We start from the raw sequence: 23,135 nt of genomic DNA on the forward strand, positions 1-23,135 counted from the left end.
GGCCTGCCTTCAGGGTCCTTGTCGTCATCACATGCCGTGGGTCAGGCGGCGCGTCCGGCTGCGTCGGCGGAAAGCGTGGGAAGTTTTTCTTCCAGCCCCTGCATCAGCCGATCCCAGGCGGCGGCCGGCGGCTGCAGGGCTTCCGTCAGGCCGGCAAAGCGCTTGCGCGCAAGCGCCCGCGCCAGCAGGAACTGGAGGCTCTTGCAGCTCTCGGCAATGCCGCGCGCCGCCTCCGCTTCAGCGGCAAGCTGCCCGTCCGGGAAAAGCCAGGCAAGATGCTCGCCCGCCAACTCGAAATTCGCCCCCGCCTGCCGCAAGGTGTTGAAGGCGTATTTGTGGAAGTCTTCGAACGGACGGTCCGCCAATGCCTCGATGTCGGCGGCAAAGCGCGCCGCATAGGCGGTGAACGGGTTGGTGTCCGGCCGGCGCCGAAAATGCTCGGTGAGCAGACCCATGGCGAGGGGGCGCAGCTCCGCAGCCGGGGCTGTCTCCGCCGGCAGCTTGGAGAATTCGGTATAGGGCAGGAAGGGCAGGGGCTGGGCGAAGGCGCCGCGTTGGAACACCCCGTCGAAGTCGTCCCCCTCAAGCGAGAACAGCCCGCCATTGTGGAAATAGGTCATCCGGCGTTCGGCGGGATCGAGCGCGGTGATCGCCACCGTCGTCTTGCCATGTTCGCTGCGATAGCCAACCCCATGGGTGTCGGGCAGGAAATAGCTGTCGACCTCGACCAGGCACAGCCGGCCACGGGCGATCTGCTCCGCCACATGGTTCTCGGTCCGGTCGTAAATCGCCAGTTCCTGTGCCCGGATGCCGTAAAGGGTTTCCAGATCCTCCAGCGGAACCTTGAAGAAGGTGAACTGGTCCCCTTCGAAATCCTGCGTCAGGGTGAAGCCGAGCATCGCCTCGGGCGTTTGCCCGAGCGCGTGCAGCACCTCGATCCACAGATCGACATAGCAGTTGGTTTCCGGCCAGATGCGTGTCGCCGCATGCAGGGCGTGCGGCTGGTAGCCATCAGGGCGAAGGGCGGCAAGGCGGGTGATCATCGCGAGTGTGTCCGTTATCCCCACAGCGCCTTGCGCACCGGCTCGGGCCAGTCGGCGGTGTCGAGCCCATGGCGGGCGAAAAGGGCGAGGGCGATCCGCTCCAGGCCGAAGCCGACACAGGCGGTGTGGGCGGTCTCGCCGTTGACGGTCTTCAGGCCCCAGGTCTGGCCGAAATGGTCCTGATGGTAGTTGAAGCTGAGGCAGGCGGTCTTGGTGGTGGCCGAGGTCACCGGGATCAACAGCTCGAACTTCAGCTTCTGTTCGCGCTGGTTGTTGCCGAGCATCTTGCCGGCGCGGCCGAAGAACGGATCATTGGCCGTGTCCAACTCTACATCAAGACCAACGGCAGAGACCAGCGTGCTGCCGCGCTCCATCCAGTCGCTGCGGAAGGCCATGACGTCGTCCGGCGTGCCGATGCGCACGAACTCGCGCATCCGGAACAGCTGCATCCGCGCCGGGTCCTTGGAAGGCTCGTGACGGAAGCAATAGGACTGCAGGTCGAAAAGACCGCCGCCTTCGGGCAGCGGGCCGCGCTTGGCGATGGTCGGGTAGAGCGGATAGCAGGCCGCCGGCGTCAGCACCACGTCGGTCGCTTCCTGCTTGCCGGTCCAGTCGTCACCTTCCGCCATGCACTGCAGCAGGTTGACGTGGTCGAGTTCGCAGCCGCAGAAGCTGTGCACCGTACCGGCGAGCTGCGGGAAGCTCTTCATGTAGCCGGAGCCTTCGAAATGGGCCCGGTTCATGCCCGGCGGAAAGCGGATCACCTCCGCCGTGGCCTCGGGCGCATGGCGGGCGATCAGGGCTTCAAACCGGGCGATCACGTCTTCGAAGGCACCGCTGCGGCCATAAAGGCCGTCAACGCCGGTGTCGATCAGCAGGCCGGCGTCGAACAGCCGGTCAAGCAAATTGGTCTGCATGTCCATGTCGGTACCCTTCACGCCAAAAGGCTGGTGTCTTGCTTGTGGATCAGCAGCATGGTCGACGTATTGCCGAGAATGCGGTCGTTGGAGATCATCAACTGGGCGGAATGGGCATCGCGCAGATGCCGCCCCAAGCTATAGGGCGTGCCGTTCTTGTAGCCCAGGATGCCGCAGATCAGCATGCAATGGTTGATGATCGTCAGGATGGTCTGCGAACTGGCGATCTTGAGATTGTTCATCGCCACCGCAAAGCTCATGGCGGACAGCTTGTCCTCGTCGCCCCTCACCGCCTCATATTGCGTGAGGGCGGCAATGATGCTGGCCTTGACCCCCTGCAAGAGGGATGAGGCCTCGGCAACGCGCAAGGCGCCGGGCGGCATTGCCTCGGGCGAGCGGCGCGCGGCGGCGCGTACGAAGGCCTGGGCCCGGGCGAAGGCATCGGCGGCGATGCCGTACCAGACGGCACTCCACAGAATATGCGCATGGGCGAGCATCGACTGGGCGGCGATCTCGGCAAAGGGGCGGGGCAGGATCTGCTGCGCCGGTGCCTCTCCCTTGAACACATAGCCGTCGGAGCAGGTGCCGCGCATGCCCAGCGCATCCCAGGTCTGGGTCTTGTCCAGGGTGTACTGGTCCTTCAGGAACACGGTCATCACCTGGTCGCTCGGCGCGGCATCCGCATGGGCGCGCGAGGTGATCAGGATCGCATCCGCCTGATCGCCATAGGAAATGACGGTGGCGTTCTTTTCCAGCCGGCAGGTGTCGCCGTCGACCTCGATCGCGCAGATCGAATTGCGCAGGTTTCCACCGATACCGCCTTCCGTGGTGGCGGAGCCGAGCAGAAGCTGTTCCTCCGCCACCCGCGACATGAACGCTTCGTGCCAGCCGGCGCCGCTGCCATGAGAGACAAGGCTGGACACCTTGATCTGGTGCATGGCGAACACCATGGCGGCCGCCGAGCAGCCCTTGCCGAGGGTGGTGCAGATCTCGGCGATCTCCATCACCGAAACCCCTTCACCGCCCTGGGCAGTCGGGATCTGGATCCCCAGGAGCCGTTCGCTCCGCATGGCGGCAACCGCTTCGGCGGGAAACCGTCCTTGCACGTCGACCTGATCGGCATGTTCGGCGGCAATGGCGGCGACACGCTTCGCCCGGTCCATCAACGCCAGCGGTGCAACCGCGCCCTGGATGGTCATCACGCGGCCTGCTGGTCTTTCGACAGTTCCGTCACCACCTCGACGATGGTCGCGATGGTGGAAAATGTCTTGCGGTTGAGGAGGTTTTCCGGGAACTCGATGTCGAACTCTTCCTCGATTGCCAGCATCAGCTGGACCGAGGCGAAGGAGGATAGGCCGGCCGCATAAAGATCGCTGTCCTCGTTGAGGGTGGCCGCGTCGACGGGGAGCTTGCCGTGCTGCGCCAGAATCGTTCGAATGGTGTCGGCAGTCGCCATGACCTGCTCTCCTGCTATTTCTGATTAAAAAAACGGGCAGTCCGAGGGACCGCTTTGTGCCGGTGATGGTGAGGCTCCGGCGTTTTAAATTCCCTAAGATGCAACCGGGGCTCGTGGCAAAATTACGGACAAGGTTAACCGGAGCTCTCCGGCTGCGGGCGGCAGACAGCGGCTGCTCGGCGCCTTGCGCTCGAATTTAATTGACCGTCCGGTCGGCTTATTATTTCATGCTGCAACGCGGCGCGGTTGACGCGCCGAATGACGTGTCGGAAAAGACCTCCTGATTTTGTCAGGATTGGGCCCGCGGGAGGGGCATGAGAATGCGCAACGCCTATATTGTCGATTACATTCGCACACCGATTGGACGGTTTGGCGGGGCGCTCAGCCCGGTTCGGGCCGACGATCTCGGCGCCGTTCCCATTCGTGCCCTGATGGAACGCAATGCCTCCGTCGACTGGGCCCGGCTGGACGATGTGATCTACGGCTGCGCCAACCAGGCGGGCGAGGACAACCGCAACGTGGCCCGCATGGCCGCCCTGCTGGCCGGGCTGCCGCAGGAGGTGCCGGGCACCACCGTCAACCGGCTGTGCGGCTCCGGCATGGATGCGGTGATCATGGCCGCCCGTGCCATTCGCTGCGGCGAGGCGGATCTGATGATCGCCGGCGGTGTGGAAAGCATGAGCCGCGCGCCCTTCGTCATGCCCAAGGCGGACAGCGCCTTTTCCCGCAAGGCGGAGATCTTCGACACGACCATCGGCTGGCGCTTCGTCAATCCGCTGATGAAGGCGCAATACGGCATCGATTCCATGCCGGAGACGGCGGAAAATGTCGCCGAGGATTTCAACATCGGCCGGGCCGATCAGGACGCTTTCGCTGCCCGCTCGCAGGCAAAGGCCGTCGCCGCCCAGGAAAACGGCCGCCTGGCCCGGGAAATTACGCCAGTGACCATTCCCAAGCGCAAGGGCGATCCGGTTGTCGTCGATCGGGATGAGCATCCGCGTGCCGGCACCACGGCGGACAAGCTTGCCAAGCTGCCAACTCCATTCCGCGCCGGCGGTTCCGTGACGGCGGGCAATGCCTCCGGTGTCAATGATGGCGCGGGGGCGCTGCTGATCGCCTCTGAAGAGGCGGTGAAAGCCTACGGCTTGACGCCGATTGCCCGGGTTCTGGGCGGCGCCGCCGCCGGTGTGCCGCCGCGTGTGATGGGCATCGGTCCGGTTCCGGCGACGCGCAAGCTGCTGGCGCGCCTCGGGCTGGCGGTGAGCGACATGGATGTGATCGAACTCAACGAGGCTTTTGCCGCGCAAGGGCTGGCGGTGATGCGCGACCTCGGTCTTGCCGACGATGCCGCCAACGTCAATCCCAATGGCGGGGCCATTGCGCTGGGCCATCCGCTCGGCATGTCGGGCGCGCGGATCGTCGGGACGGCGGCGCTGCAACTGGCCGAAACCGGCGGCCGCTACGGCCTGTCGACCATGTGCATCGGCGTTGGTCAGGGCATTGCCTGCGCCATCGAGCGGGTCTGAGGGCGCTCTTTCCCGAGGTGCCATGACGAGGCCGTCCCGGATGCGGGACGGCTTTTTCGCGTCAGTCGATCAGGGCCGCCATGTCCCTGTGTCCGACATGGCTGGTCAGGCGCTTCTCGGCGAGCGCTTTGCGATGGGCCGCAGAGAAGCCGGCAAGCCCCTCCTGGTCGACGCCCATCTCGCGCGCTGCCGTGATCCAGCCATCAAGCAGCATCTCCTGAAACCCGGTCTCGTCGCTGCGTGCCTGCCAGTCGGACTGGCCTTCGGTGATCTTGAAGCCTGCAGCGGCAAAGGTGCGCGCCGCGTGATCGGCGGCTTCCGGCCCGAGTGCGGGACCAAAGCCCTTGTCGCCGCGCTGATGGGTGTTCATCGCCGCGCGCACGGTCTCGTCAAACGGATGCGGTGGGGAAACGGACAGGCGCCCATCATAGGTCAGCATCGCCAGGAATGGCAGCCGAGCACGGGCAAGGTCTGTGGCCAGCCGGTCAAGCCAATCGCTGGAGACAAGATCGAGAAACGCCGAGGTGGTGACTGCATCGACCCCGTCGAGCAAGCCGGGCGGCACCCCATCGGCAAGATCCGCCTCGACAACCTCGACCGGGACATCGCTGGGCAATGTCAGGTCTTGAGCGATGGCGACTAGCGCGGGATCGAATTCGGCCAGCCGCCAGCGGTGAGGAAAAGGCAGGTGTGGCGACAGCGCCCGTGCGCTGGCGCCTGTACCCGATCCCAGATCGAGCAGGGTCAGCGGGCGTTGGAGCTGTGCCTGGCGCTGTTTGAGTGCGGAGACGAATGCCTCGCGCACGGCCGCGTTGCGTGCCCTGAGGTCGACCGGCTCGCGCAAGGCGAGCCACTGGTGGGAAAACCCGCTCATTCGGACAGTCCTTCCAGAAGCTTTGCGAAGGTCCGGGCCTGATCGGCCCAGGTCGGCAAGGACAGGGCATGCCTTCGCGCGCCCTCGGCAAGCGTCCGGCGTTGCTCCGGATCGACAATCAGCCGGCGCAGGGCATCGGCGACTGCCTCCACCGCTCCGGCGGGAAGCACCAGGCCGGCGCAGGCCGGGACGGTGGTGGCGACAGCGCCTTCGCCGGTGGCGATGACCGGCAGACCATGCGCCATCGCCTCGGCAAAGGCCATGCCATAGCCCTCGTACAGGGTGGTCAGCACGAAGATATCGGCGGCGCGATAAAGAGAGGAGACTGCCTCTTCGGGCAGGGCGCCATGGACGGTGATGCGGCCCCCGAGCCCCAGATCCTCGATCCGCCGGCAGATCTCTCCGGCATGATCGGGGTCCGCGTCCCGGCTGCCGGCGATATCGAGATGCCAGTCGAGATCGGTCATCCGTGCCAGCGCCGCCAGCAGGGTGGGGTAGTCCTTGCGGCGGATCAGCGAGCCGACCGCGAGCAGGCGGACACTGGGGCTGACGCCGGAGGCGGCGTTCCTGTTCAGGTCAGGCTCTTGCGGCGGGATTGAAAGCGCCGGCTCGACAACGCCGATCCGCTCCGGCGGAACGGCAAACTCGCGGGTCAGGGTGCTTGCGGTTGCCGCGCTGGTCGTGATCACCTGCCGGGCATGAGCAAGGGCGGCGCGTTCGCGGGCGGTGAGCTCCGCCATCCGGTCCGTGCTCAGCCCGCTTTCATGGGCCAGCGGGTGATGCACCAGCGCGACCAGCGCCAAACGCTTGCCATGCCGGCTGGCCGCCGCATCGAGCACGCCATAGGCCAGGCCGTCGATCACCACCCGCGTGCCGTCGGCAAGCCCGGACAAAAGCGCATCCGCCTCCGCCAGCGTCTCTTCCGATGGCGCAGGATAGCCCTCACCAAGGGAGTGAGCCTCGACCGCAATGCCGATGTCCTCCAGCGCTCTCAGGAGCTGGCGGTCGTAGACATAGCCTCCGGTCGGCGTTTCCAGCCGACCGGGGTAGAGAAAAACGATTGGCCGCGACCCTGGCGTCATGCGATTGGCGCTTCGTACCAGGCGCGAGCCACATGGGATTCGTGCAAGGAAACCCGGATCGAATGCAGCTCGTTTCCGGGGCGGCCGAGCCGGTCGGCCCGGGCGGCTTCGGCCAGACGGTCGTGGATGTGCCGGGTCAGGAATTCGGTGGTGGTGTTCTTGCCGGCGAATTCGGGCAGCTCATCCAGATTCTGGAAGTTGAGCGGCTCCAGCACCTCCTTCAGCACCTCATGCGCCCGGCCAATGTCGATGACGATGCCATTGGCGTCGAGCGACTGGGCGAAAAAGGCCGCATCGACCACGAAGGTCGCGCCGTGCAGCTTCTGCGCCGGTCCGAAGACCGCGCCGGAAAACGAATGGGCAATCATGATGTGGTCGCGCACTTCAACGGCATGCATGGGATATCTCCAGACGAAAGGGATCAGTTCTGTGGTTCGGCGTCCCGGTAATCGATCACCTGGGCGAGCGCTTCCCGTTCGCCGGAAAAAATGGCGGGAAGGAGTCCGGGGGCATCGTCGAACGCGATTGCAGGGGAGAGAAGCGCGTCGAGGACAGGCTCACGCAAAAGTGAAAGGGCGGTTGCAAGGCGCCGCCGGTAGCTCCAGCGGGCGCGTCGCTCCGGTGGCACCTGGCCGACCTGGCTCGACTTGAGCGTGAGGCGTCGGCTGTGAAAACCGCCGCCGAGATGTGCCGTCACCGGCGCGGTGCCATACCAGCTCATTTCCAGAACCGTGGCTTCCTGTCCGGCCAGCGCCAGCGCGGTGTCGAGCCCCGCCGGATTGCCGCTGGTGTGCAGCACAAGGTCCTGTTCGCCGGCCGCCTGATCGGGAGCGGCGAAGCCGGCGCCAAGCCGCCGGGCGATCTCCGCCCGCGCCGGATTGACATCGACAATGGTGACCCGGGTTGCCGGAATGCGCGCCGCGAGCCAGGCGGCGAGCAGCCCGACGACACCGCCGCCGACCACGGTAATGTGATCCCCCGGTGAGGCCCTGCCGTCCCATAACCCATTGAGAGCGGTTTCCATATTGGCCGCCAGCAGGGCGCGCTCGGCGCTCACCCCCTGAGGCAGGGGGAGGGCCGCCTCGGCGGGGAGGTTGAACCGGGTCTGATGCGGATGCAACGTGAACACGAGGGTGCCGGCAGGAAGTCCGTCTCCGGCGACGATATCGCCGACACAGGCATAGCCGTACTTGACCGGGAAGGGGAACTCTCCCTCCTGGAACGGGGCGCGCATGCGCTGCCACTCGCTCTCGGGCACCTTGCCGGTGAAGACCAGCCGTTCGGTGCCCAGGCTGATGGCGCTGAAGCGGGCGCGCACCTGAACTTCACCGGTGCGCGGCGGGGGGAGGGGGGCCTCCCGCAGCGCCAGTTTCCGGGGAGCCTCGGTCCACAACGCACGGGTGTATGTCGTGTCGCGGCTAAAATTTTTTTTCGGCGTCGGGCTGTGCGTCACAAATCCTCCTTACTGCGGCGTAACGTATGTTGCATCGCAGCGTCGCAGTCGTCGACGTTGGGTATTCCGGATCCTCTAAAGGCTCACTGTATGCTTGGAAAACGTTTGCCCCATTTCCTCGCCCCCGACCAGCCCGCAAGCGGCGGCGCTGGTGAGGACCAAGATTTGGACCGGCCACGCGTGCACCGGCCGGACGATGCGCGCCGGCTGTTCTGGCGCCGTGCGCTCTTTCTGCTTCTGGTCGTTACCAGCATGGCCGGCCTGACCGCGCTTCTGACCATGAGCCTTGCCGGTAATGGCATCGGCTGGGGCGAAGGGCTGATGATCGCCTGTTTCGTCGCCACCCTGCCTTGGACGGTGATCGGCTTCTGGAACGCGGTGATCGGCTTTCTGGTGATGCGTCTGTCCCGCGATCCGGTGGAAAGCGTCTGCCCGATCGCGCCGGGCAATGCCAGCCGGACCGGCTCCGCTTCTACGGCGATCCTCTCCTGCATCCGCAATGAGGATGTGGATCAGGTGGCGGTCAATCTCGATGCCATGGCTGCGGATCTGCACCAGGCCGGCCGCTGTGAGGGCTTCTCGATCTATGTGCTGTCCGATACGGACCAGCCGGAGATCGCCGCCCGCGAGGAAGCGGTCTTTGCGGCCCTGCATGACCGCTGGACGGGACATATCGACATCTTCTATCGCCGCAGATCCGACAATTCGGGCTTCAAGGCCGGCAATATTCGTGATTTTTGTGAGCGCTGGGGCGCGGGCCACGACTATGCGCTGGTGCTTGACGCGGACAGCTTCATGGCCGCGCCGGCCATTCTTGACCTGGTGGCGCGGATGGACGCCAACCCCCGTCTCGGCATTTTGCAGACCCTGGTGGTCGGCATGCCGACGGTCAGCGCCTTTGCCCGGATCTTCCAATTCGGCATGCGCCTTGGCATGCGCTCCTACACCCTGGGCAGCGCCTGGTGGCAGGGAGAATGCGGTCCCTACTGGGGGCACAACGCGATCCTGCGTCTGGCTCCGTTCGCCGAGCATTGCCATCTGCCGGAGCTGCCGGGCAAGGGGCCGCTGGCCGGCACGATCCTCAGCCATGACCAGGTCGAGGCGGTGTTGATGCGCCGGGCCGGCTACGAGGTGCGGGTGATCCCGCGTGAGACCGAGAGCTTTGAGGAAAACCCGCCCAACCTGCTGGAGTTCATCCGCCGCGATCTGCGCTGGTGTCAGGGCAATCTGCAGTATCTCAAGCTGCTGCGGATGCCGGGTCTTTATCCGCTCAGCCGGTTGCAGTTGCTGTTGGCGATCCTGATGTTCACCTCCGCCCCCGCCTGGCTGGCCTTCATGGCAACCGGCGCGGCACTGGCGGCGCTGAACAGTGGTGAGATGGTGCAGATCAACGCGGCGGCGGGTCTGGCCCTGTTCGCCACCATCCTGACGATGATCTTCGCGCCGAAGATCGTCACGGTGATCGACATTCTGGCCCGCCGCGAATTGCGGACTGCCTATGGCGGCGGCGTGCGGGTGGTCGTCAGTGCGCTGACCGAGATCGTGTTTTCCGCGCTGCTGGCGCCGGTGATGGCCATTGCCGTGTCGCTGTTCATCGCCGGGCTGCCCTTTGGCCGCGCCATCGGCTGGGGCGCGCAGGTGCGCGAAACCAAGGGGCTGCCCCTTGGCCTTTGTGCCAGCAAGCTCTGGCCGCAGACCCTGTTCGGTGTGTCGGGCATCGCCTTTGCCGCCTGGCTGTCGCCGGTGCTGATCTGGCCGCTGTTGCCGGTGGTGCTGGGTCCGGCGCTGGCCGTGCCGCTGTGCATGGTGCTGTCGCGCCGCGATGTCGGCGAACTGGCCCTGGCCACCCGGCTGTGGCGCCTGCCGGAAGAAACCGTGCCGCCCACCTGCCTCCTGCCGCTGCGCCTTCCGGCCCATGCCTCGCTCGGCGTGTCCTTCGCGCCGGTCGGTGCGATGTTCGGGGCCGAGGTGGAAAACGCCGAAGCCTGAGGCGCCCGCCTCCGCCGTGCCCTGGCGGGTCGCGGCAACGTGAATGCCTGTGCCCTCGGTGTCCCGAGACTGTGATTTGAGCGGATCTCCGCCATTTCCCACGTTAGCGGAACACCGAGGGTGACGACCGGATCGTCCCCGCTTCGCCGGAGGGACACGCATGCATCAGGGCAAATCCACACCCGTTTCCGATACTGCCGCCTTGCCGGCCCTGTTTCCGCCGCTGACGGCGGCGACCCTCGGAACCATTCTTCTTGGCGGCATCCTGGCCGACGCGACCTGGGAGATCTGGGCCCGGTTCATCACCCCCTTCTGGGTTGGCGGACCGTTGCAGCCGGCAGCGCTCGTGCAGTCGGTGTTCGGGTTTCGCAACCTCGCGCTGGCGGAGTTGATCCACCTGGTCGTTGGCGTGGTGTTCTACCCCATCGGCTATCTCTATATCGCCCGGCCGATTGCGGATCGCTTTCTGCCGTTCCTGCCCTGGCCGGTCGTGGCGCTCGGCTATGGGGTCGGCCTGTGGACCTTCGCGCTTTATGTGATGGCGCATCTGATCGCCGGCTTTCCGGCCTTCCTCGGCTTTATCCAGCTGACCTGGGCCTCGCTGGTCGGTCACCTGCTGTTCGCTCTGGTGCTCGGCGCGGTGGTGCAAAGGCGTCTGCCGGCGCCCCGGTGATGATGGCCCGAGCGGGCGGACTACGAAGGGTGCTTGGCGGCGGGGGAGCGGTATTCTAGGGTCTGAACTGATAAATGAGGTCGAAATGGTTTGAGACGGATTGCTTCTGATCGAGGAGCGGAAGCGCAGGAAATGTGGTTCATTTTCAAGCCTTTCGCGACGCATGAGCAGGCGCAATCCGGTCAAATCCTGAAGGACATGGAAATGGCTTCACCCTGCATCGTCAGCGCATTTGACCGGGCAACAAGCCCGCTCCGCACGCCCTTCCTCGCGAGGCTTTGCCATTTCCCATGCCATGTCAGCCTCATTTATGAGTTCAGACCCTAGGGGCGTTGCCGACCTGCGAAGCACTTCCCCGCCACCCCTGCCGATGAAAGGGCCTTCTTGTGTGCGCAGAACGCTCCTCCGGCCCGCTTGATGGCCTCCTTGTCCTTGATCTCTCCCGCATTCTCGCCGGTCCGACCGCCACGCAGCTTCTGGGAGATCTCGGCGCCCGGGTGATCAAGATCGAGCGGCCCGGTCGCGGCGACGACACCCGTGGCTGGGGGCCGCCGTTCCTGCGCGATGCGGACGGGCGGGAGACCGCTGAGAGCGCCTATTACCTCTCCGCCAACCGCAACAAGCAGTCGCTGGCCATCGATCTTGCCAGCACTGGCGGCCAGGAGATCATCCGCCAACTGGCGGCGCGCGCTGATGTGCTGGTGGAAAATTTCAAGGTCGGCGATCTCGCCCGGCGCGGGCTTGGCTATGACGATCTGAAGGCGGCGAACCCGGGGCTGATCTATTGCTCGATTTCCGGGTTCGGCCAGACCGGCCCCTATGCCCATCGTCCGGGGTACGATTTCCTGATCCAGGGCATGGGCGGCATCATGTCGCTGACCGGCCGGCCCGACGAGGAGGGGGGCGAGCCGACCAAGGCTGGGGTCGGCATCGCCGATGTGATGTGCGGCATGTATGCCTCCAATGCGATCCTCGCCGCCCTGCATCACCGCACCCTCACCGGCGAGGGGCAATACATCGATATCGCCCTGTTCGATACCCAGGTGGCTTGGCTGATCAACCAGGGCGTTGGCTATCTGACCGATGGCCAGGTGCCGCCCCGGCGCGGCAACGCCCACCCGACCATCGTCCCCTACAATGCCTATCCGGCCAGCGACGGCAGTTTCATTCTGGCCGTCGGCAATGACGACCAGTTCGCCCGCTTCTGCCAGGTGGCGGGCGCGGCGCAACTGGCGACGGATCCGCGTTTCGCCCGCAATGCCGACCGGGTGCGCCGACGCAGCGAGCTGGAGCCGTTGATCCGCGACCTGACCCGCGCCCGGCCAGCGGCGGAATGGATCGCGGCACTGGAGGCGGCCGGCGTGCCTTGCGGTCCGATCAACGACCTTGCGGGCGTATTCGCCGACCCTCAGACCCAGGCGCGGGGCATGCGGATCGCCCTGCCGCATGAGACGGCGCGGGGCGGAGCGGTCGATCTGATCGGCAACCCGGTGAAGCTGTCGCGCACCCCGGTCACCTATCGCCATGCGCCGCCCCGGCGCGGCGCCGATGGGGTGGAGGTGCTGCGCGGGGTGCTGGGGCTGAATGACAAGGAAATCGCCGCGCTGATCGAGGGCGGCGTGCTGGACCCGGGAGACGATGTATGACCACCGGAGCGGATCTGATCGCCGAGCGGCTCGCCGGTGCCGGCTGCCGCCATGCCTTCGGCATTCCCGGCGGCGAAGTGCTGGCGCTGATGGGCGCGCTGGCCGATGCGGGCATCGCCTTTCATCTGGTCAAGCATGAGAACGCCGGCGGCTTCATGGCCGAAGGGGTCTGGCATGCCGAGGCGCGGGCGGGAAAGGCGGCGCCGGGGATTCTGCTGGCGACCCTCGGTCCGGGCGTTGCCAATGCGGTCAATGTGGTGGCCAACGCCTGGCAGGACCGGGTGCCGCTGATCTTCCTGACCGGCTGCGTCGATGCCGCCGAGGCGGAGAGCTACACTCACCAAGTGTTCGATCATCAGCAATTGCTGCGGCCCATCGTCAAGGCCAGCTTCCGCGCCGCGCCCGGCGCCATCGGCCGGATGATGGACAAGGCGATTGCCATTGCCTTGAGCGGACAGCCCGGCCCGGTGCATGTGGATGTGCCGATCTCGGTCGCCGAAAGCCTGTGCGAGACCCGCGAACGACCAGCGGGCAAGGTCCCGCCGGCACCGCAGCTTCGCCCGGACGGCGTGGATCTGGAAGCGGCGCGGACCCTGTTCGCGGCCGCCGAACGGCCGCTGGCGATTGCCGGTGTCGATGCGGTCAATGAGGGCGCCGGCGCGGAAATTTCCGCTTTCTGCGACCGCTTCAATGTGCCGCTGATCACCAGCTACAAGGCCAAGGGCCTGCTGGACGAAGCGCACCCGCTGGCGCTAGGCGGCGCCGGCCTCAGCCCCAAGGCGGATGCCCATCTGCTGCCGCTGCTCAAGACCTCCGATTGTATCCTCTTGCTCGGCTACGATCCGATTGAAATGCGCATCAACTGGCGCGATCCCTGGCCGGACGCGGCGCCGGTGGTCGAGATCGCCGCTACGCCGCGTCTGCATGGCATGCACGCGGTGCGCCATCTTCTCCCCTCTGGTGTGGCCGCAGGGCTTGCCGCCCTGTCGGATGGAGTGACGCCGCGGGCGACCTGGTCCGATGGTGCCATCGAGGCCGCGCGCTCCGCGCTTGCCACCCAGTTCGCGCCCGAGCCGGACGGGTGGGGGCCGGCGACGGTGTTTCACACCCTGCGCAAGGCGCTGCCGCCTGAAACCGTTGCCACCGCTGACAGCGGCGCGCACCGGATCCTTGTGTCGCAGATCTGGCGGACGGGGCTTGCACGCGGGATGCTGCAATCCTCCGCCCTTTGCACCATGGCCTGTGCCCTGCCGCTTGGCATGGGGCAGCGGCTCGCCGACCCCACCCGTCCGGTGGTGGTATTCGTTGGCGATGCCGGGCTGGAAATGGGACTGGGGGAACTGGCGACCTTACGCGACATGGGGCTGTCGCTGATTGTCTGCGTGCTGGTCGATGAAAGCCTGTCGCTGATCGAGCTGAAACAGCGGAGCGGGCAGCGCGCCAATCTCGGCGTGGATTTCGCCGGAACGGATTTTCCGGCTCTCGCCCGGATCTTCGGCGGCCATGGGGTCTGGGTGGAGGATGCGAAGACGCTCGCGGCCGAAGCGCAGGCGGCGCTCGACCGCCCGACCTTCACCCTGCTCGCCTGCCGGATCGGACGGCGGGCCTATGATGGCAAGTTCTGACCGGTCAAAAACCGCCTGAAGTTTGTAGGCCGGTCAGGCCCTCGCCGCCTTGAGACCGGTTCAGCCCATGCCGAGTTTCAGCCGCAGTCTGGTGCCGGCAAGGCTGCCGATGAAGCCGAACACCAGCCACAGCCAGCCGTGCAGCGAGCCGGACACGATGCCGCCGAGATAGGCGCCGATGTTGCAGCCATAGGCAAGGCGCGCGCCATAGCCCATCAGCAGCCCGCCGATGAGGGCGGTGAGGAGGTCGCGCCGCGACAGCTTCCAGACCGGCGCGTATTTGCCGGCCAGAGCCGCCGCCGTCATGGCGCCGAGCAGGATGCCGAAATTCATCACCGAGGTGGCATCGGCGAAGACCGAGGCCTCCAGCGCGCCCTTCTGCCACTGCCAGTAGGGCCAGTCGGTGACCGTAACGCCCAGCCCCTGCCAGATCTTCGCACCCCAAAGGGCAAAACCGGAGGTGATGCCCCAGGGGCGTCCGAGCACGAGGAAGGTGGCGATGCCGACGATGGCGATCATCACCGCCCCGAAGACGAGGGACCAGGGGCCGGTCAGAACGGACTCCGTGGCGCGCGGTTCCGCCAGCGATCCATGGGCGCGGGTTTCCACCCGCACGCTCCAAAGGGCGATTGCCCCGAGCACGACGGCGGTGATGGCGAAGGCGCCGATCGGTCCGAAATTGCCGATCAGGGAAAACGCCGGCAGTTTCGGCAATTGCCCCCATAGGTGCATGTGCGGGGTGGCGGCCACCGAGCCGGTGACGAAGGCGGCCAGGGTCACCATCATCCGCGTCGAGCCGCCGCCAGCGGTGAAAAGGGTGCCGGAGGCGCAACCGCCGCCAAGCTGCATGCCAAGGCCGAACAGAAAGGCGCCGATGGCCGCGGCGATGCCGAAGGGAAAGACGAAGCCGCCGGTGGGAAGGCCGATCCCGGCGCCCCAGCCGATCAGCGGGAAGGACACCAGGGCGGTCAGCAGGATCAGCAGGAACTGGGCCCGCAAGCCGCCGCCCCTCTTTTCGGTGACGATCCGGCGCCAGGCGGCGGTAAAGCCGAAGCTGGCGTGATAGAGCGACACGCCGGCAAGGCCGCCGATCAGGGTGGCGAGACCGAGCGTATGCCCACCGTGAAGGGTGGCAAGAGCGGTGACCGCGACGAGACCTGAAAGCGCAGCCGCCAGCACCAGGCGGTTGGGTCCGGAGAAGGTTTGGGCAAGAGCTGTCATGGGTATGGTCTACCTCTTTCCACCCTTGGGCCGGAAGGCTTCCTTTTCCAGTTGGCGCGCCGCGCGGGCAAATGCATTTCCCCAGGCGCGTGCTATTTGGAATATGGGCACTTTCGGGCGACGATCCTGACACGGCTGCCACAAGTTATTGTGTCTTGCGTGTCATTGGGGCAAGCGGAACACTCTGAGCCTCTCAGGAGAGGTCCGGCGCTCGGTCCGCGCCACCGTTCGGCCATGCTTTGCCCGCGATTGTGCGTCAAGACCTCCCGATCGCACATTCAAGAGGCTGCCATGAGCATCATCGACCCCTTTGGATACCCGTTGACCCTCACCGAGCCGGAGGCGCTTGCGCCCTGGAGCGGCACGGTCAATGCATTCCTGGCCCATGGCAAGGCAACCCCGGATCTGATCGGCGAGGCGCTGGCCTGCGATCCGCAGTTCGCCATGGGCCATGCGACGCACGGCCTGTTCTGCCTGTTGCTCGGGCGCCGGGAACTCTTGGCGGTGGCCGAGGGCGACTGGCGCGATGCCGATGCCGCGCGCCGGCTGGCGCCGGTGACAGCGCGCGAGACGGTGGTGATCGATGCGCTGCGCGACTGGCTCGACGGCTTTCCGCGAAAAGCGGCCGCCCGGCTCGATGCGGCGCTCGCCGACTTTCCTGCCGATCCACTGCTGATGAAGCTGGCCCATGCGATCTACTTCGTGCTGGGCGAAGCTGCCGCGATGCGGCGCTCGGTGGAGAAGGTCCTGCCCGTCTATGGCGCCGATCATCCGGCGCTGGGGTACACGCTTGGTTGCCATGCCTTCGCGCTGGAGGAAACCGGTGCCTATGCCGAGGCGGAGCGGGCCGGGCGACAGGCGCTGGAGCTTGCCGCCGACGATGCCTGGGGGCTGCACGCGGTGGCCCATGTCTATGACATGACCGGACAGGCCGAGACGGGGCGGAAATGGTTGGAGGGCCACACCGCCACCTTCGCCCATTGCAACAATTTCGGCTATCACGTGTGGTGGCACCTGGCGTTGATGTATCTCGACAAGGGCGACATCGGCGAGGTGCTGTGGCTCTACGATACCAGGATCCGGCGCGATCACACCGACGATTACCGCGACATTTCCAACGCCGCCTCCCTGCTGGTGCGGCTGGAGATCGAAGGCGTGGATGTAGGCCAGCGCTGGGAGGAACTGGCGCGGCTGGCGGAAACCCGGATCGACGACCGCTGCAATGTCTTCGCCAACCTTCACTACATGCTGTCGCTGAGCGGCGGCGGCCGCAGGCAAGCGGCCGACCGGATGCTCTCCGCCCTGTCCGGCTGGACGGAGGATCACTCGGACATGGGTGAGGTCGCCGCCCGCACCGGTCTGCCGGTGGCGCAGGGACTGGAGGCCTATCAGCGCGGCAATTTCTTCTCCGCCTTCCACCATCTTGACCGGGCGCGGCCGGGGCTTCAAAGCATCGGCGGCAGCCATGCGCAGCGCGATGTGTTCGAGCAACTGGCAATCGATGCGGCCCTGCGTGCCGGTCTTGCCGAGGATGCGGAACGCTTGCTGCGCGAGCGACAGGCGCTGCGCGGCGCCACCGATCGTTTCGCCAGCGAGCGGCTGGCGCAGGTGGAGCGGATGCGCCGCGCCGAGCGGGTCATGGGCGACGAGGGTCTGCGGGCCGTGCCCCTTTGACCGGGCCAACGGCGCAAGGTTTCAAATTCACACAAGCGAAGGTCTTTCGGTGAACGTACACGCAAACACTCCGCTGCCGGTGCCAAGGCCGCGCGATCCGCGGCTCGACTTCTTTCGCGGCATCGGCATGTTCATCATCTTTGTCGCCCATCTGCCGAACAACACCTGGACCTTGTGGATTCCGGCCCGGTTCGGCTTTTCCGATGCGACCGAGATCTTCGTATTCTGTTCCGGAATGGCCTCGGCCATTGCCTTCGGCCGGGTGTTCGACCAGCGCGGCTGGTGGATGGGCGCGGCCCGGGTCAGCCATCGCGTCTGGCAGGTCTACTGGGCGCATATCTGCCAGTTTCTGGTGATTGCCGCCGGCCTGATCGCGGTACAGCGCAGCGGTTACCTCGCCAGTTGCTGCGGCCTGACCCAGGACTATGTCGCCTCGCTGAATCTCGTGCATTTCCTGGACAAGATCGACACCACCCTGCCGGGGCTTCTGACCCTGACCTATGTGCCGAATTATTTCGACATCCTGCCCATGTACATCGTCATCCTGATGATGCTGCCGCTGGTCATGGCCGCGTCCCGTCTCGGGCGCGGCGCGGTCTTCGCGCTGATGGGGCTGAGCTGGGGGCTTGCCACCCTGGGCTATCTCGGTCTGCCGGCGGAACCCTGGTCCGACCGGGTCTGGTTCTTCAATCCCTTCGCCTGGCAGCTGATCTTCTTCACCGGCTTTGCCTTCATGCGCGGCTGGATTCCGGCACCGCCGGTGTGGCGCGGGCTGATCCTGCTGGCCGTGGCCATCGTGGTGCTGACCGTGCCGTTTGCCTATTTCCGCGCCTATCAGGCGGTGCCGCTGCTGGCCGAGATGCGGCAGGCCATCGAACCGCTCTGGAACAAGACCCACTTCGGCATCCTGCGCTTCGTGCATTTCCTCGCGCTGGCCTATCTCGCCTGGGTCGCGGTCGGCTCCGGCGGACGCTATCTCGTCGTCGACAATGGCTGGGGCCGCTTCGTCAAGGTGGTTCAGAAGGTCGGACAACAGTCGCTGGCGGTGTTTCTCGCCAGTCTGGTGCTGGCTCAGGCGATCGGCATCCTGCGCGACATGGCCTGGGGGCGTGGCAACATGCTTGCCGAACTCCTCGCCAATCTGGCGGGTTTCGCCGGGCTGATCGCGGTTGCCTATGTTGTTGCCTGGTACAAGAGCAATCCTTGGAAACGGGGCGGCGGCTCGGGCGGCAATGGCACGGCCCGGGCGCTCGAAGCCAGCCCGGAACCCTCCACAGACCGGCGGGTGCGGCTCGAAAGGGCCGGATAGCGAAAATCCAGCAAGGCCGGGGGCAGTCTGACGTTCCCCGCTAAGGAGCATCTTGCGTGTCGTTCTGCCGGTCCTGCTGAAGATCGTGGACAAGCGCGCGCCAGGCCCGGGCGATCCAGGCTGCGCGCAGGCTGTGGCCGCCCGCGTGCAGGCAGACCTCCAGGACCGCGTCTCCGGTTTCCTGCCGCTGGCACCCCAGCCCTTGCGCCGGGGCGGTCTTGGGAAAGACCACCGGCAGCCCGGCTTTGCGTTGCCAGACGGCGAGACTGTCGGCGACGGTCGATTGGTGCCAGCGCTCGCCGATCGGCCGGCCGGTGAGCGGCACGGTCCGGTCTTCGGTGCCATGCACATGATAAAGGTCGGGGACTGGCGACGGACAGCTCTCCGGAACCGGCTCCCAGAAGGCGCCGGCAACGGGCGCGTAGCCCGAAAACAGTTCGCCGCGATGGCAGGCGAGGTTCCACACCATCGACCCGCCGATGGAGAAACCGGCGGCCATCAGGTGCTCCCTGCGGATCGGAAAGCGCCGGGTCAGGTCGGAAACCAGATCCTCGAAAAAGGCGAAGTCATCCCGTAGCGCGTCTGGAGCTCCGGGATAGGACCAGGTGCCGTCCTTGCCCTCCGGGAGGACAACGGCGACGTTCAGCTGGTTGGCAAGCTGGGTCCAGGCCGGGTTGCGCAGTTCCGTGCGCGCCGATCCGCGCCAGCCGTGCAGAAAGACGATGGCGCCGAGCGGCGTGCGTTCGTTCCACCCTTCCGGAACGCGGATGCGGTATTCGCCCGTGGCGATCCGGCACGGAGTGTCCACGCCGCAGCTTGGCGCGCCGTTGCCGGGCCATGCGGGGAAGATCAGGAGCAAGGCGAGGCCGGGCAGGGCCGCCGCCACGCGGCGCAAGAGGGGCGGTCGCTGCGCCATCGGCAAGCCTCCGGTCCATCGGTTCGCTGCCGATAGAATGACCGGTCTGGCCGTTGCCGCAAGCTGTGTTCGCCCGCCGTCACATCACGGCTTGGTGAGGACGGCGGGCGGATATCGTCAGAGAATGGCCCAGCGGATCGCCCCGGCGATGATGAAAAGGGCCAGCACCCCGGCCAGCCACAGACCGGCGAACCAGGCCAGCCGGCGGCTGAGGCCGCCGGGAGGGTGGTGCTTGTCCTGACCGTCTTGCCGGATCATCAGTGATACCCCTCGCCGATCCGCACCTTGCCGCGAAACACCCAATAGGCATAGCCGCTATAGGCAAGGATCATCGGCACCAGCACGAGCGCGCCCACCAGCAGGAACAGCAGCGAGGACTGCGGTGCGGCCGCCTGCCAGATGGTGATGTGCGGCGGCACGATATGCGGGAAGAGGCTGATGCCAAGGCCGATATAGCTGACCAGGAAGAGACCGAGGCCAGCAAGGAACGGCAGGCCGTCCCGGGTGCCCGACAGGCTGCGGAACAGGAGAACGGCAAGGGCGGCGACCATCAGCGGCACCGGCGCGGTGTACAGGATCTGCGGCATGGTGAACCAGCGCTCCGCGAACTGCGGGTGGAGGAACGGGGTCCACAGGCTGACGATGCCGATGACGCCGATCATCAGGACGGCGAAGATCCGGGCCTTTTCGCGGAAATGGGCCTGGGTCGGGCCTTCGCATTTCCAGATCAGCCAGCAGGCACCGAGCAGCGCGTAGCCGACCACCAGTGCCACGCCCGTCATGAGGGAGAACGGGCTCAGCCAATCAAGCCAGCCGCCCGCATAGCTGCGGCCCTCGACGGCGATGCCCTGAACCACCGCGCCAAGGGCGACCCCTTGCGCGAAAGCGGCGGTCAGGGAGCCGAGGAAGAAGGCGATGTCCCAGATCCAGCGGCGTTCCGGGCGCGCCTTGAAGCGGAATTCGAACACCACGCCCCGAAAGACCAGCCCGAGCAGCATGGCGATGATCGGTGCGTAGAGCGCCGGCATCAGCACCGAATAGGCAAGCGGGAACACGGCGTAGAGCCCGCCGCCGCCCAGCACCAGCCAGGTTTCGTTGCCATCCCATACCGGCGCGATCGAATTCATCATCAGATCGCGTTCCGTCGCCGAGCGGGCGGTGGGGAACAGGATGCCGATGCCGAGATCGAAGCCGTCGAGCACGACATAGATGAAGACGGCGGCGGCGATGATGAGAGCCCAGACGAGGGCGAGATCGATTTCCATCCGGTCTACTCCGTCGTGTTCGAGGGATGGGGGTCGGTAAAGGCGGGGGCCGGGGTCACGCCGGCGGCGCGCGCCGGTTCACCGGGTGTCGGGCCACTTCCGGTTTCAGGGCTACGCGACATGGCGGCGAGCATGTAGCCGGTGCCGATACCGAAGACGATGAAATAGACGATGATGAAGATCACCAATGAGGTGGCCACCGCCGGCGCATCAACCGGCGAGATGCTGTCGCTGGTGCGCAGCAGCCCATAGACCGTGTAGGGCTGGCGGCCCACCTCCGTGGTGATCCAGCCGGCAAGCACGGCGATGAAGCCGGAGGGCCCCATCACCATGGCAGCGCGGTGCAGCAGCGGGGTCTCGTAGAGCGTGCCCCGGTAGCGCAGCCACAGGCTCCAAAGCCCCATGCCGAGCATCAGGAACCCGAGCCCGACCATCACCCGGAAGGAGAAGAACAGGATCGCCGCATCCGGCCAGTCCTCGCGCGGGAAGTCCTTCAGCCCCGGCACCCGCCCATCAAGGGAATGGGTGAGGATGATGCTGCCAAGCAGGGGAATTTCGACCTTGTAGTCGGTTTCGGCTTTCTCCATGTCGGGGATGCCGAACAGGATCAACGGTGCACCGTTCCCGCCCTCGAAGTGTCCTTCCATGGCGGCGATCTTGGCCGGCTGGTGCTCCAGCGTGTTGAGCCCATGCATGTCGCCGGCGAAGATCTGCACCGGTGTGACGATTGCCGCCATCCACATGGCCATGGAGAACATCACTCGCGCGGCGTCGTTGGTGCGGTCCTTCAGCAGATGATAGGCGCCGACCGCGCCGACGACGAAAGCCGTCGTCAGATAGGCCGCCAGCATCATGTGCACGAAACGGAACGGGAAGGACGGGTTGAAGACGATCTCCAACCAGTTTTCCGGGGCGAACTGGCCTGCCTCGTTGATCGTGTAGCCGGCGGGCGTCTGCATCCAGCTGTTGGCCGAAAGGATCCAGAAGCCGGAAAGTGCGGTGCCGAGGGCGACCATCGCGGTTGCCGTGAAATGCAGCCGTGGGCCGACACGGTTGAGGCCGAACAGCATGATGCCGAGGAACCCGGCCTCCAGGAAGAACGCCGAGAGCACCTCGTAGCCCATCAGCGGACCGAGGATTGGTCCGGTCTTGTCGGCGAACACGGCCCAGTTGGTGCCGAACTGATAGGACATGACGATGCCGGAGACCACGCCCATGCCGAAGGCGACGGCGAAGATCTTCAGCCAGTAGTGAAACAGCCGGAGATAGACCTCCCGCTTGGTGGTCAGCCACAGGCCCTCCAGCACCATCAGGAAGCTGGCGAGGCCGATGGTGAAGGAGGGAAAGATGATGTGAAAGGAGATCGTAAAGGCGAATTGTATTCGCGCCAGATCGACTGCCGAAATGTCCATTACATACTCTCTCCTGTCTCCGTCCTATGTGCTGTGCAACCCTGGGGATCGTATCCTAGCATACCCGGTTGCTGTCGGCGGTGCCGGCGCTCATATCGTCGGCACGTGCCTGGTTTCGTTCGGCAAAATGGCGCATCTGCCGGTTACGACCATGTGACAGATTGAACCGCGTCCCGCCGCCGCGCGGCGCCATGACGCGCAGGCGGACGGCAGGAATGCTATTCACCCTCGGTCGGGATATGGATCGTCCGCCCGCAATGCTTGCAGTGGACCGCGTCCGGATCGTGCCGTGACAGGCCGCAATCGGGGCAGGTGTAGTTGATCTTCTGGGGGCGGAAGATCGTCTGCACGAGCCGCAGGAACAGGCCGACGCCAAAGATCATGATCACCACGGTGAGGAAGCGACCGAAACTGTCGGTCATGGTGATATCGCCGAAGCCGGTCGTGGTCAGCGTGGTCACCGTGTAGTAGAGCGCGTCCAGATAGGTGTTGATCTCCGGATTGCGGTGGGCCTCCGCCACATAGACGATGGCCGTCACAACGAAGACGAAGACGACCAGGTTGATCGCCGACTGGATGATCTCTTCGTTCCGGCGGAAGAAGGCCGAGGCGTCGCGCAGCTCTTTCAAGAGGTGGTAGGAGCGCAGCAGCCGCAGCATCCGCACCACGCGCAGGAAGGCGAGATTCTCGATGAAGGCACTGGCCAGCAGCGACAGGATCACCACCAGATCGGTCACGGCGGTGAACTCGAAGGCGGCGCGCACCGGTCGGTGTGCGGCGGCAAGCCGCAGCAGGTAGTCGGCCGTGAGTACGGTGGCGATCAGGTAATCGGCAATGTGATTGGACCGGTTCGGATCGAGCATCGACGAGATCACGAAATAAGTGATGGTCACGATGTCGAAGGTGAGCAGCGCCAGCCGCCAGCGCTGGGCACCCGGCGTCATGCCGTAGTAGAGGCGGCGCACGCCGGCGCGAAAGCGCTGGAACCGCGTATCGGTCTGCGCTGTGCCGGACGGATTCGGATGCGATGTCATGCCTTGACAAGAGCGCGACG

21 protein-coding genes are annotated in these 23,135 nt (G+C 65.8%); 7 read left to right on the top strand and 14 right to left on the bottom strand.

The annotated features are described in order from the left end of the window. Positions 1–41: 41 nt before the first annotated feature. The 4 genes from IEV83_RS07935 to IEV83_RS07950 are packed head-to-tail and all read right to left on the bottom strand — an operon-like array spanning position 42 to position 3,416. The gene (locus IEV83_RS07935) at positions 42–1,043 is read right to left on the bottom strand and encodes a DUF1839 family protein (RefSeq protein WP_181760789.1); all 1,002 of its coding nucleotides are present in this window, start codon (positions 1,041–1,043) and stop codon (positions 42–44) included. Between the two features lie 14 nt (positions 1,044–1,057). Continuing rightward, a complete protein-coding gene (locus IEV83_RS07940) occupies positions 1,058–1,966 on the bottom strand; it encodes an amino acid--[acyl-carrier-protein] ligase (RefSeq protein WP_181760788.1) in 909 nt (302 codons plus the stop codon). Between the two features lie 11 nt (positions 1,967–1,977). Next, entirely contained in the window at positions 1,978–3,159 is a 1,182-nt protein-coding gene (locus IEV83_RS07945; protein WP_181760787.1) for an acyl-CoA dehydrogenase family protein, read from the bottom strand. Continuing rightward, complete coding sequence (locus tag IEV83_RS07950) at positions 3,159–3,416, bottom strand: acyl carrier protein (protein ID WP_181760786.1); 258 nt, start codon at positions 3,414–3,416, stop codon at positions 3,159–3,161. The genes IEV83_RS07945 and IEV83_RS07950 overlap by 1 nt, the downstream gene beginning before the upstream one ends. Positions 3,417–3,736: 320 nt before the next feature. On the opposite strand from IEV83_RS07950, the gene pcaF reads away from it, so the two are divergent. Then, a complete protein-coding gene (gene pcaF, locus IEV83_RS07955; RefSeq protein WP_181760785.1) occupies positions 3,737–4,942 on the top strand; it encodes a 3-oxoadipyl-CoA thiolase in 1,206 nt (401 codons plus the stop codon). 61 nt (positions 4,943–5,003) lie between these two features. Here pcaF and IEV83_RS07960 read toward each other — a convergent pair whose 3' ends face one another. The 4 genes from IEV83_RS07960 to IEV83_RS07975 are packed head-to-tail and all read right to left on the bottom strand — an operon-like array spanning position 5,004 to position 8,216. Beyond that, positions 5,004–5,816, bottom strand: coding sequence for a class I SAM-dependent methyltransferase (locus tag IEV83_RS07960; protein ID WP_181760784.1), 813 nt, complete (start codon positions 5,814–5,816; stop codon positions 5,004–5,006). Continuing rightward, positions 5,813–6,898, bottom strand: a complete 1,086-nt coding sequence (locus tag IEV83_RS07965) for a glycosyltransferase family 4 protein (protein WP_181760783.1) — start codon at positions 6,896–6,898, stop codon at positions 5,813–5,815. Before IEV83_RS07965 ends, IEV83_RS07960 begins: the two co-directional genes overlap by 4 nt. Beyond that, complete coding sequence (locus IEV83_RS07970) at positions 6,895–7,296, bottom strand: 6-pyruvoyl trahydropterin synthase family protein (protein WP_181760782.1); 402 nt, start codon at positions 7,294–7,296, stop codon at positions 6,895–6,897. The genes IEV83_RS07965 and IEV83_RS07970 overlap by 4 nt, the downstream gene beginning before the upstream one ends. A 23-nt stretch (positions 7,297–7,319) precedes the next feature. Beyond that, on the bottom strand, positions 7,320–8,216 hold the full coding sequence (locus IEV83_RS07975) for a zinc-dependent alcohol dehydrogenase (RefSeq protein ID WP_244628112.1): 897 nt from the start codon (positions 8,214–8,216) through the stop codon (positions 7,320–7,322). Positions 8,217–8,516: 300 nt separating this feature from the next. Here IEV83_RS07975 and mdoH point away from each other — a divergent pair, with 300 nt between their 5' ends. From mdoH to IEV83_RS07995, 4 genes are all read left to right on the top strand, one after another. Beyond that, complete coding sequence (gene mdoH / locus IEV83_RS07980) at positions 8,517–10,340, top strand: glucans biosynthesis glucosyltransferase MdoH (protein WP_209003047.1); 1,824 nt, start codon at positions 8,517–8,519, stop codon at positions 10,338–10,340. Between the two features lie 160 nt (positions 10,341–10,500). Beyond that, the gene (locus IEV83_RS07985) at positions 10,501–11,013 is read left to right on the top strand and encodes a hypothetical protein (RefSeq protein ID WP_244628113.1); all 513 of its coding nucleotides are present in this window, start codon (positions 10,501–10,503) and stop codon (positions 11,011–11,013) included. Between the two features lie 386 nt (positions 11,014–11,399). Then, a complete protein-coding gene (locus IEV83_RS07990; RefSeq protein ID WP_181760780.1) occupies positions 11,400–12,659 on the top strand; it encodes a CaiB/BaiF CoA transferase family protein in 1,260 nt (419 codons plus the stop codon). Then, positions 12,656–14,284 carry a thiamine pyrophosphate-binding protein gene (locus tag IEV83_RS07995; RefSeq protein ID WP_181760779.1) on the top strand — a complete coding sequence of 543 codons (1,629 nt, stop codon included), beginning with the start codon at positions 12,656–12,658 and terminating at the stop codon, positions 14,282–14,284. Before IEV83_RS07990 ends, IEV83_RS07995 begins: the two co-directional genes overlap by 4 nt. 60 nt (positions 14,285–14,344) lie before the next feature. On the opposite strand, the gene IEV83_RS08000 is transcribed toward IEV83_RS07995, so the two are convergent. Then, positions 14,345–15,505 carry a YeeE/YedE family protein gene (locus IEV83_RS08000; RefSeq protein ID WP_181760778.1) on the bottom strand — a complete coding sequence of 387 codons (1,161 nt, stop codon included), beginning with the start codon at positions 15,503–15,505 and terminating at the stop codon, positions 14,345–14,347. 291 nt (positions 15,506–15,796) lie between these two features. On the opposite strand from IEV83_RS08000, the gene IEV83_RS08005 reads away from it, so the two are divergent. Together IEV83_RS08005 and IEV83_RS08010 are read left to right on the top strand one after the other, a co-directional pair. Beyond that, complete coding sequence (locus tag IEV83_RS08005) at positions 15,797–17,179, top strand: tetratricopeptide repeat protein (RefSeq protein WP_181760777.1); 1,383 nt, start codon at positions 15,797–15,799, stop codon at positions 17,177–17,179. A gap of 127 nt (positions 17,180–17,306) precedes the next feature. Next, positions 17,307–18,488: an OpgC family protein gene (locus IEV83_RS08010; RefSeq protein WP_181760884.1), complete on the top strand. Its 1,182-nt coding sequence runs from the start codon at positions 17,307–17,309 to the stop codon at positions 18,486–18,488. A gap of 40 nt (positions 18,489–18,528) precedes the next feature. Here IEV83_RS08010 and IEV83_RS08015 read toward each other — a convergent pair whose 3' ends face one another. The 5 genes from IEV83_RS08015 to IEV83_RS08035 form a co-directional block, all read right to left on the bottom strand. Further along, entirely contained in the window at positions 18,529–19,404 is an 876-nt protein-coding gene (locus IEV83_RS08015) for a CE1 family esterase (protein WP_181760776.1), read from the bottom strand. Between the two features lie 117 nt (positions 19,405–19,521). Continuing rightward, the gene (locus IEV83_RS08020) at positions 19,522–19,662 is read right to left on the bottom strand and encodes a DUF2474 domain-containing protein (protein ID WP_181760775.1); all 141 of its coding nucleotides are present in this window, start codon (positions 19,660–19,662) and stop codon (positions 19,522–19,524) included. Beyond that, complete coding sequence (gene cydB / locus IEV83_RS08025; protein ID WP_181760774.1) at positions 19,662–20,669, bottom strand: cytochrome d ubiquinol oxidase subunit II; 1,008 nt, start codon at positions 20,667–20,669, stop codon at positions 19,662–19,664. Before cydB ends, IEV83_RS08020 begins: the two co-directional genes overlap by 1 nt. 5 nt (positions 20,670–20,674) lie before the next feature. Continuing rightward, positions 20,675–22,081, bottom strand: a complete 1,407-nt coding sequence (locus tag IEV83_RS08030) for a cytochrome ubiquinol oxidase subunit I (RefSeq protein ID WP_181760773.1) — start codon at positions 22,079–22,081, stop codon at positions 20,675–20,677. A 218-nt stretch (positions 22,082–22,299) separates the two neighbouring features. Further along, positions 22,300–23,115, bottom strand: coding sequence for an ion channel (locus tag IEV83_RS08035; RefSeq protein ID WP_181760772.1), 816 nt, complete (start codon positions 23,113–23,115; stop codon positions 22,300–22,302). Between the last annotated feature and the right edge of the window lie 20 nt (positions 23,116–23,135).

The sequence above is a fragment of the Stappia taiwanensis genome (assembly GCF_014635285.1).
GTDB classification, from domain to species: domain Bacteria; phylum Pseudomonadota; class Alphaproteobacteria; order Rhizobiales; family Stappiaceae; genus Stappia; species Stappia taiwanensis.

What these genes read in the sequence shown, in the direction of transcription:
- cydB (WP_181760774.1), bottom strand. Translation starts at nt 20,669, where the DNA reads ATGGAAATCGATCTCGCCCTCGTCTGGGCTCTCATCATCGCCGCCGCC.
- pcaF (WP_181760785.1), top strand. Translation starts at nt 3,737, where the DNA reads ATGCGCAACGCCTATATTGTCGATTACATTCGCACACCGATTGGACGG.
- IEV83_RS08015 (WP_181760776.1), bottom strand. Translation starts at nt 19,404, where the DNA reads ATGGCGCAGCGACCGCCCCTCTTGCGCCGCGTGGCGGCGGCCCTGCCC.
- IEV83_RS08035 (WP_181760772.1), bottom strand. Translation starts at nt 23,115, where the DNA reads ATGACATCGCATCCGAATCCGTCCGGCACAGCGCAGACCGATACGCGG.
- IEV83_RS07995 (WP_181760779.1), top strand. Translation starts at nt 12,656, where the DNA reads ATGACCACCGGAGCGGATCTGATCGCCGAGCGGCTCGCCGGTGCCGGC.
- IEV83_RS08010 (WP_181760884.1), top strand. Translation starts at nt 17,307, where the DNA reads ATGTTCATCATCTTTGTCGCCCATCTGCCGAACAACACCTGGACCTTG.
- IEV83_RS08000 (WP_181760778.1), bottom strand. Translation starts at nt 15,505, where the DNA reads ATGACAGCTCTTGCCCAAACCTTCTCCGGACCCAACCGCCTGGTGCTG.
- IEV83_RS08005 (WP_181760777.1), top strand. Translation starts at nt 15,797, where the DNA reads ATGAGCATCATCGACCCCTTTGGATACCCGTTGACCCTCACCGAGCCG.
- IEV83_RS07985 (WP_244628113.1), top strand. Translation starts at nt 10,501, where the DNA reads ATGCATCAGGGCAAATCCACACCCGTTTCCGATACTGCCGCCTTGCCG.
- IEV83_RS07965 (WP_181760783.1), bottom strand. Translation starts at nt 6,898, where the DNA reads ATGACGCCAGGGTCGCGGCCAATCGTTTTTCTCTACCCCGGTCGGCTG.
- IEV83_RS08020 (WP_181760775.1), bottom strand. Translation starts at nt 19,662, where the DNA reads ATGATCCGGCAAGACGGTCAGGACAAGCACCACCCTCCCGGCGGCCTC.
- IEV83_RS07940 (WP_181760788.1), bottom strand. Translation starts at nt 1,966, where the DNA reads ATGGACATGCAGACCAATTTGCTTGACCGGCTGTTCGACGCCGGCCTG.
- IEV83_RS08030 (WP_181760773.1), bottom strand. Translation starts at nt 22,081, where the DNA reads ATGGACATTTCGGCAGTCGATCTGGCGCGAATACAATTCGCCTTTACG.
- IEV83_RS07935 (WP_181760789.1), bottom strand. Translation starts at nt 1,043, where the DNA reads ATGATCACCCGCCTTGCCGCCCTTCGCCCTGATGGCTACCAGCCGCAC.
- IEV83_RS07960 (WP_181760784.1), bottom strand. Translation starts at nt 5,816, where the DNA reads ATGAGCGGGTTTTCCCACCAGTGGCTCGCCTTGCGCGAGCCGGTCGAC.
- IEV83_RS07950 (WP_181760786.1), bottom strand. Translation starts at nt 3,416, where the DNA reads ATGGCGACTGCCGACACCATTCGAACGATTCTGGCGCAGCACGGCAAG.
- IEV83_RS07970 (WP_181760782.1), bottom strand. Translation starts at nt 7,296, where the DNA reads ATGCATGCCGTTGAAGTGCGCGACCACATCATGATTGCCCATTCGTTT.
- IEV83_RS07945 (WP_181760787.1), bottom strand. Translation starts at nt 3,159, where the DNA reads ATGACCATCCAGGGCGCGGTTGCACCGCTGGCGTTGATGGACCGGGCG.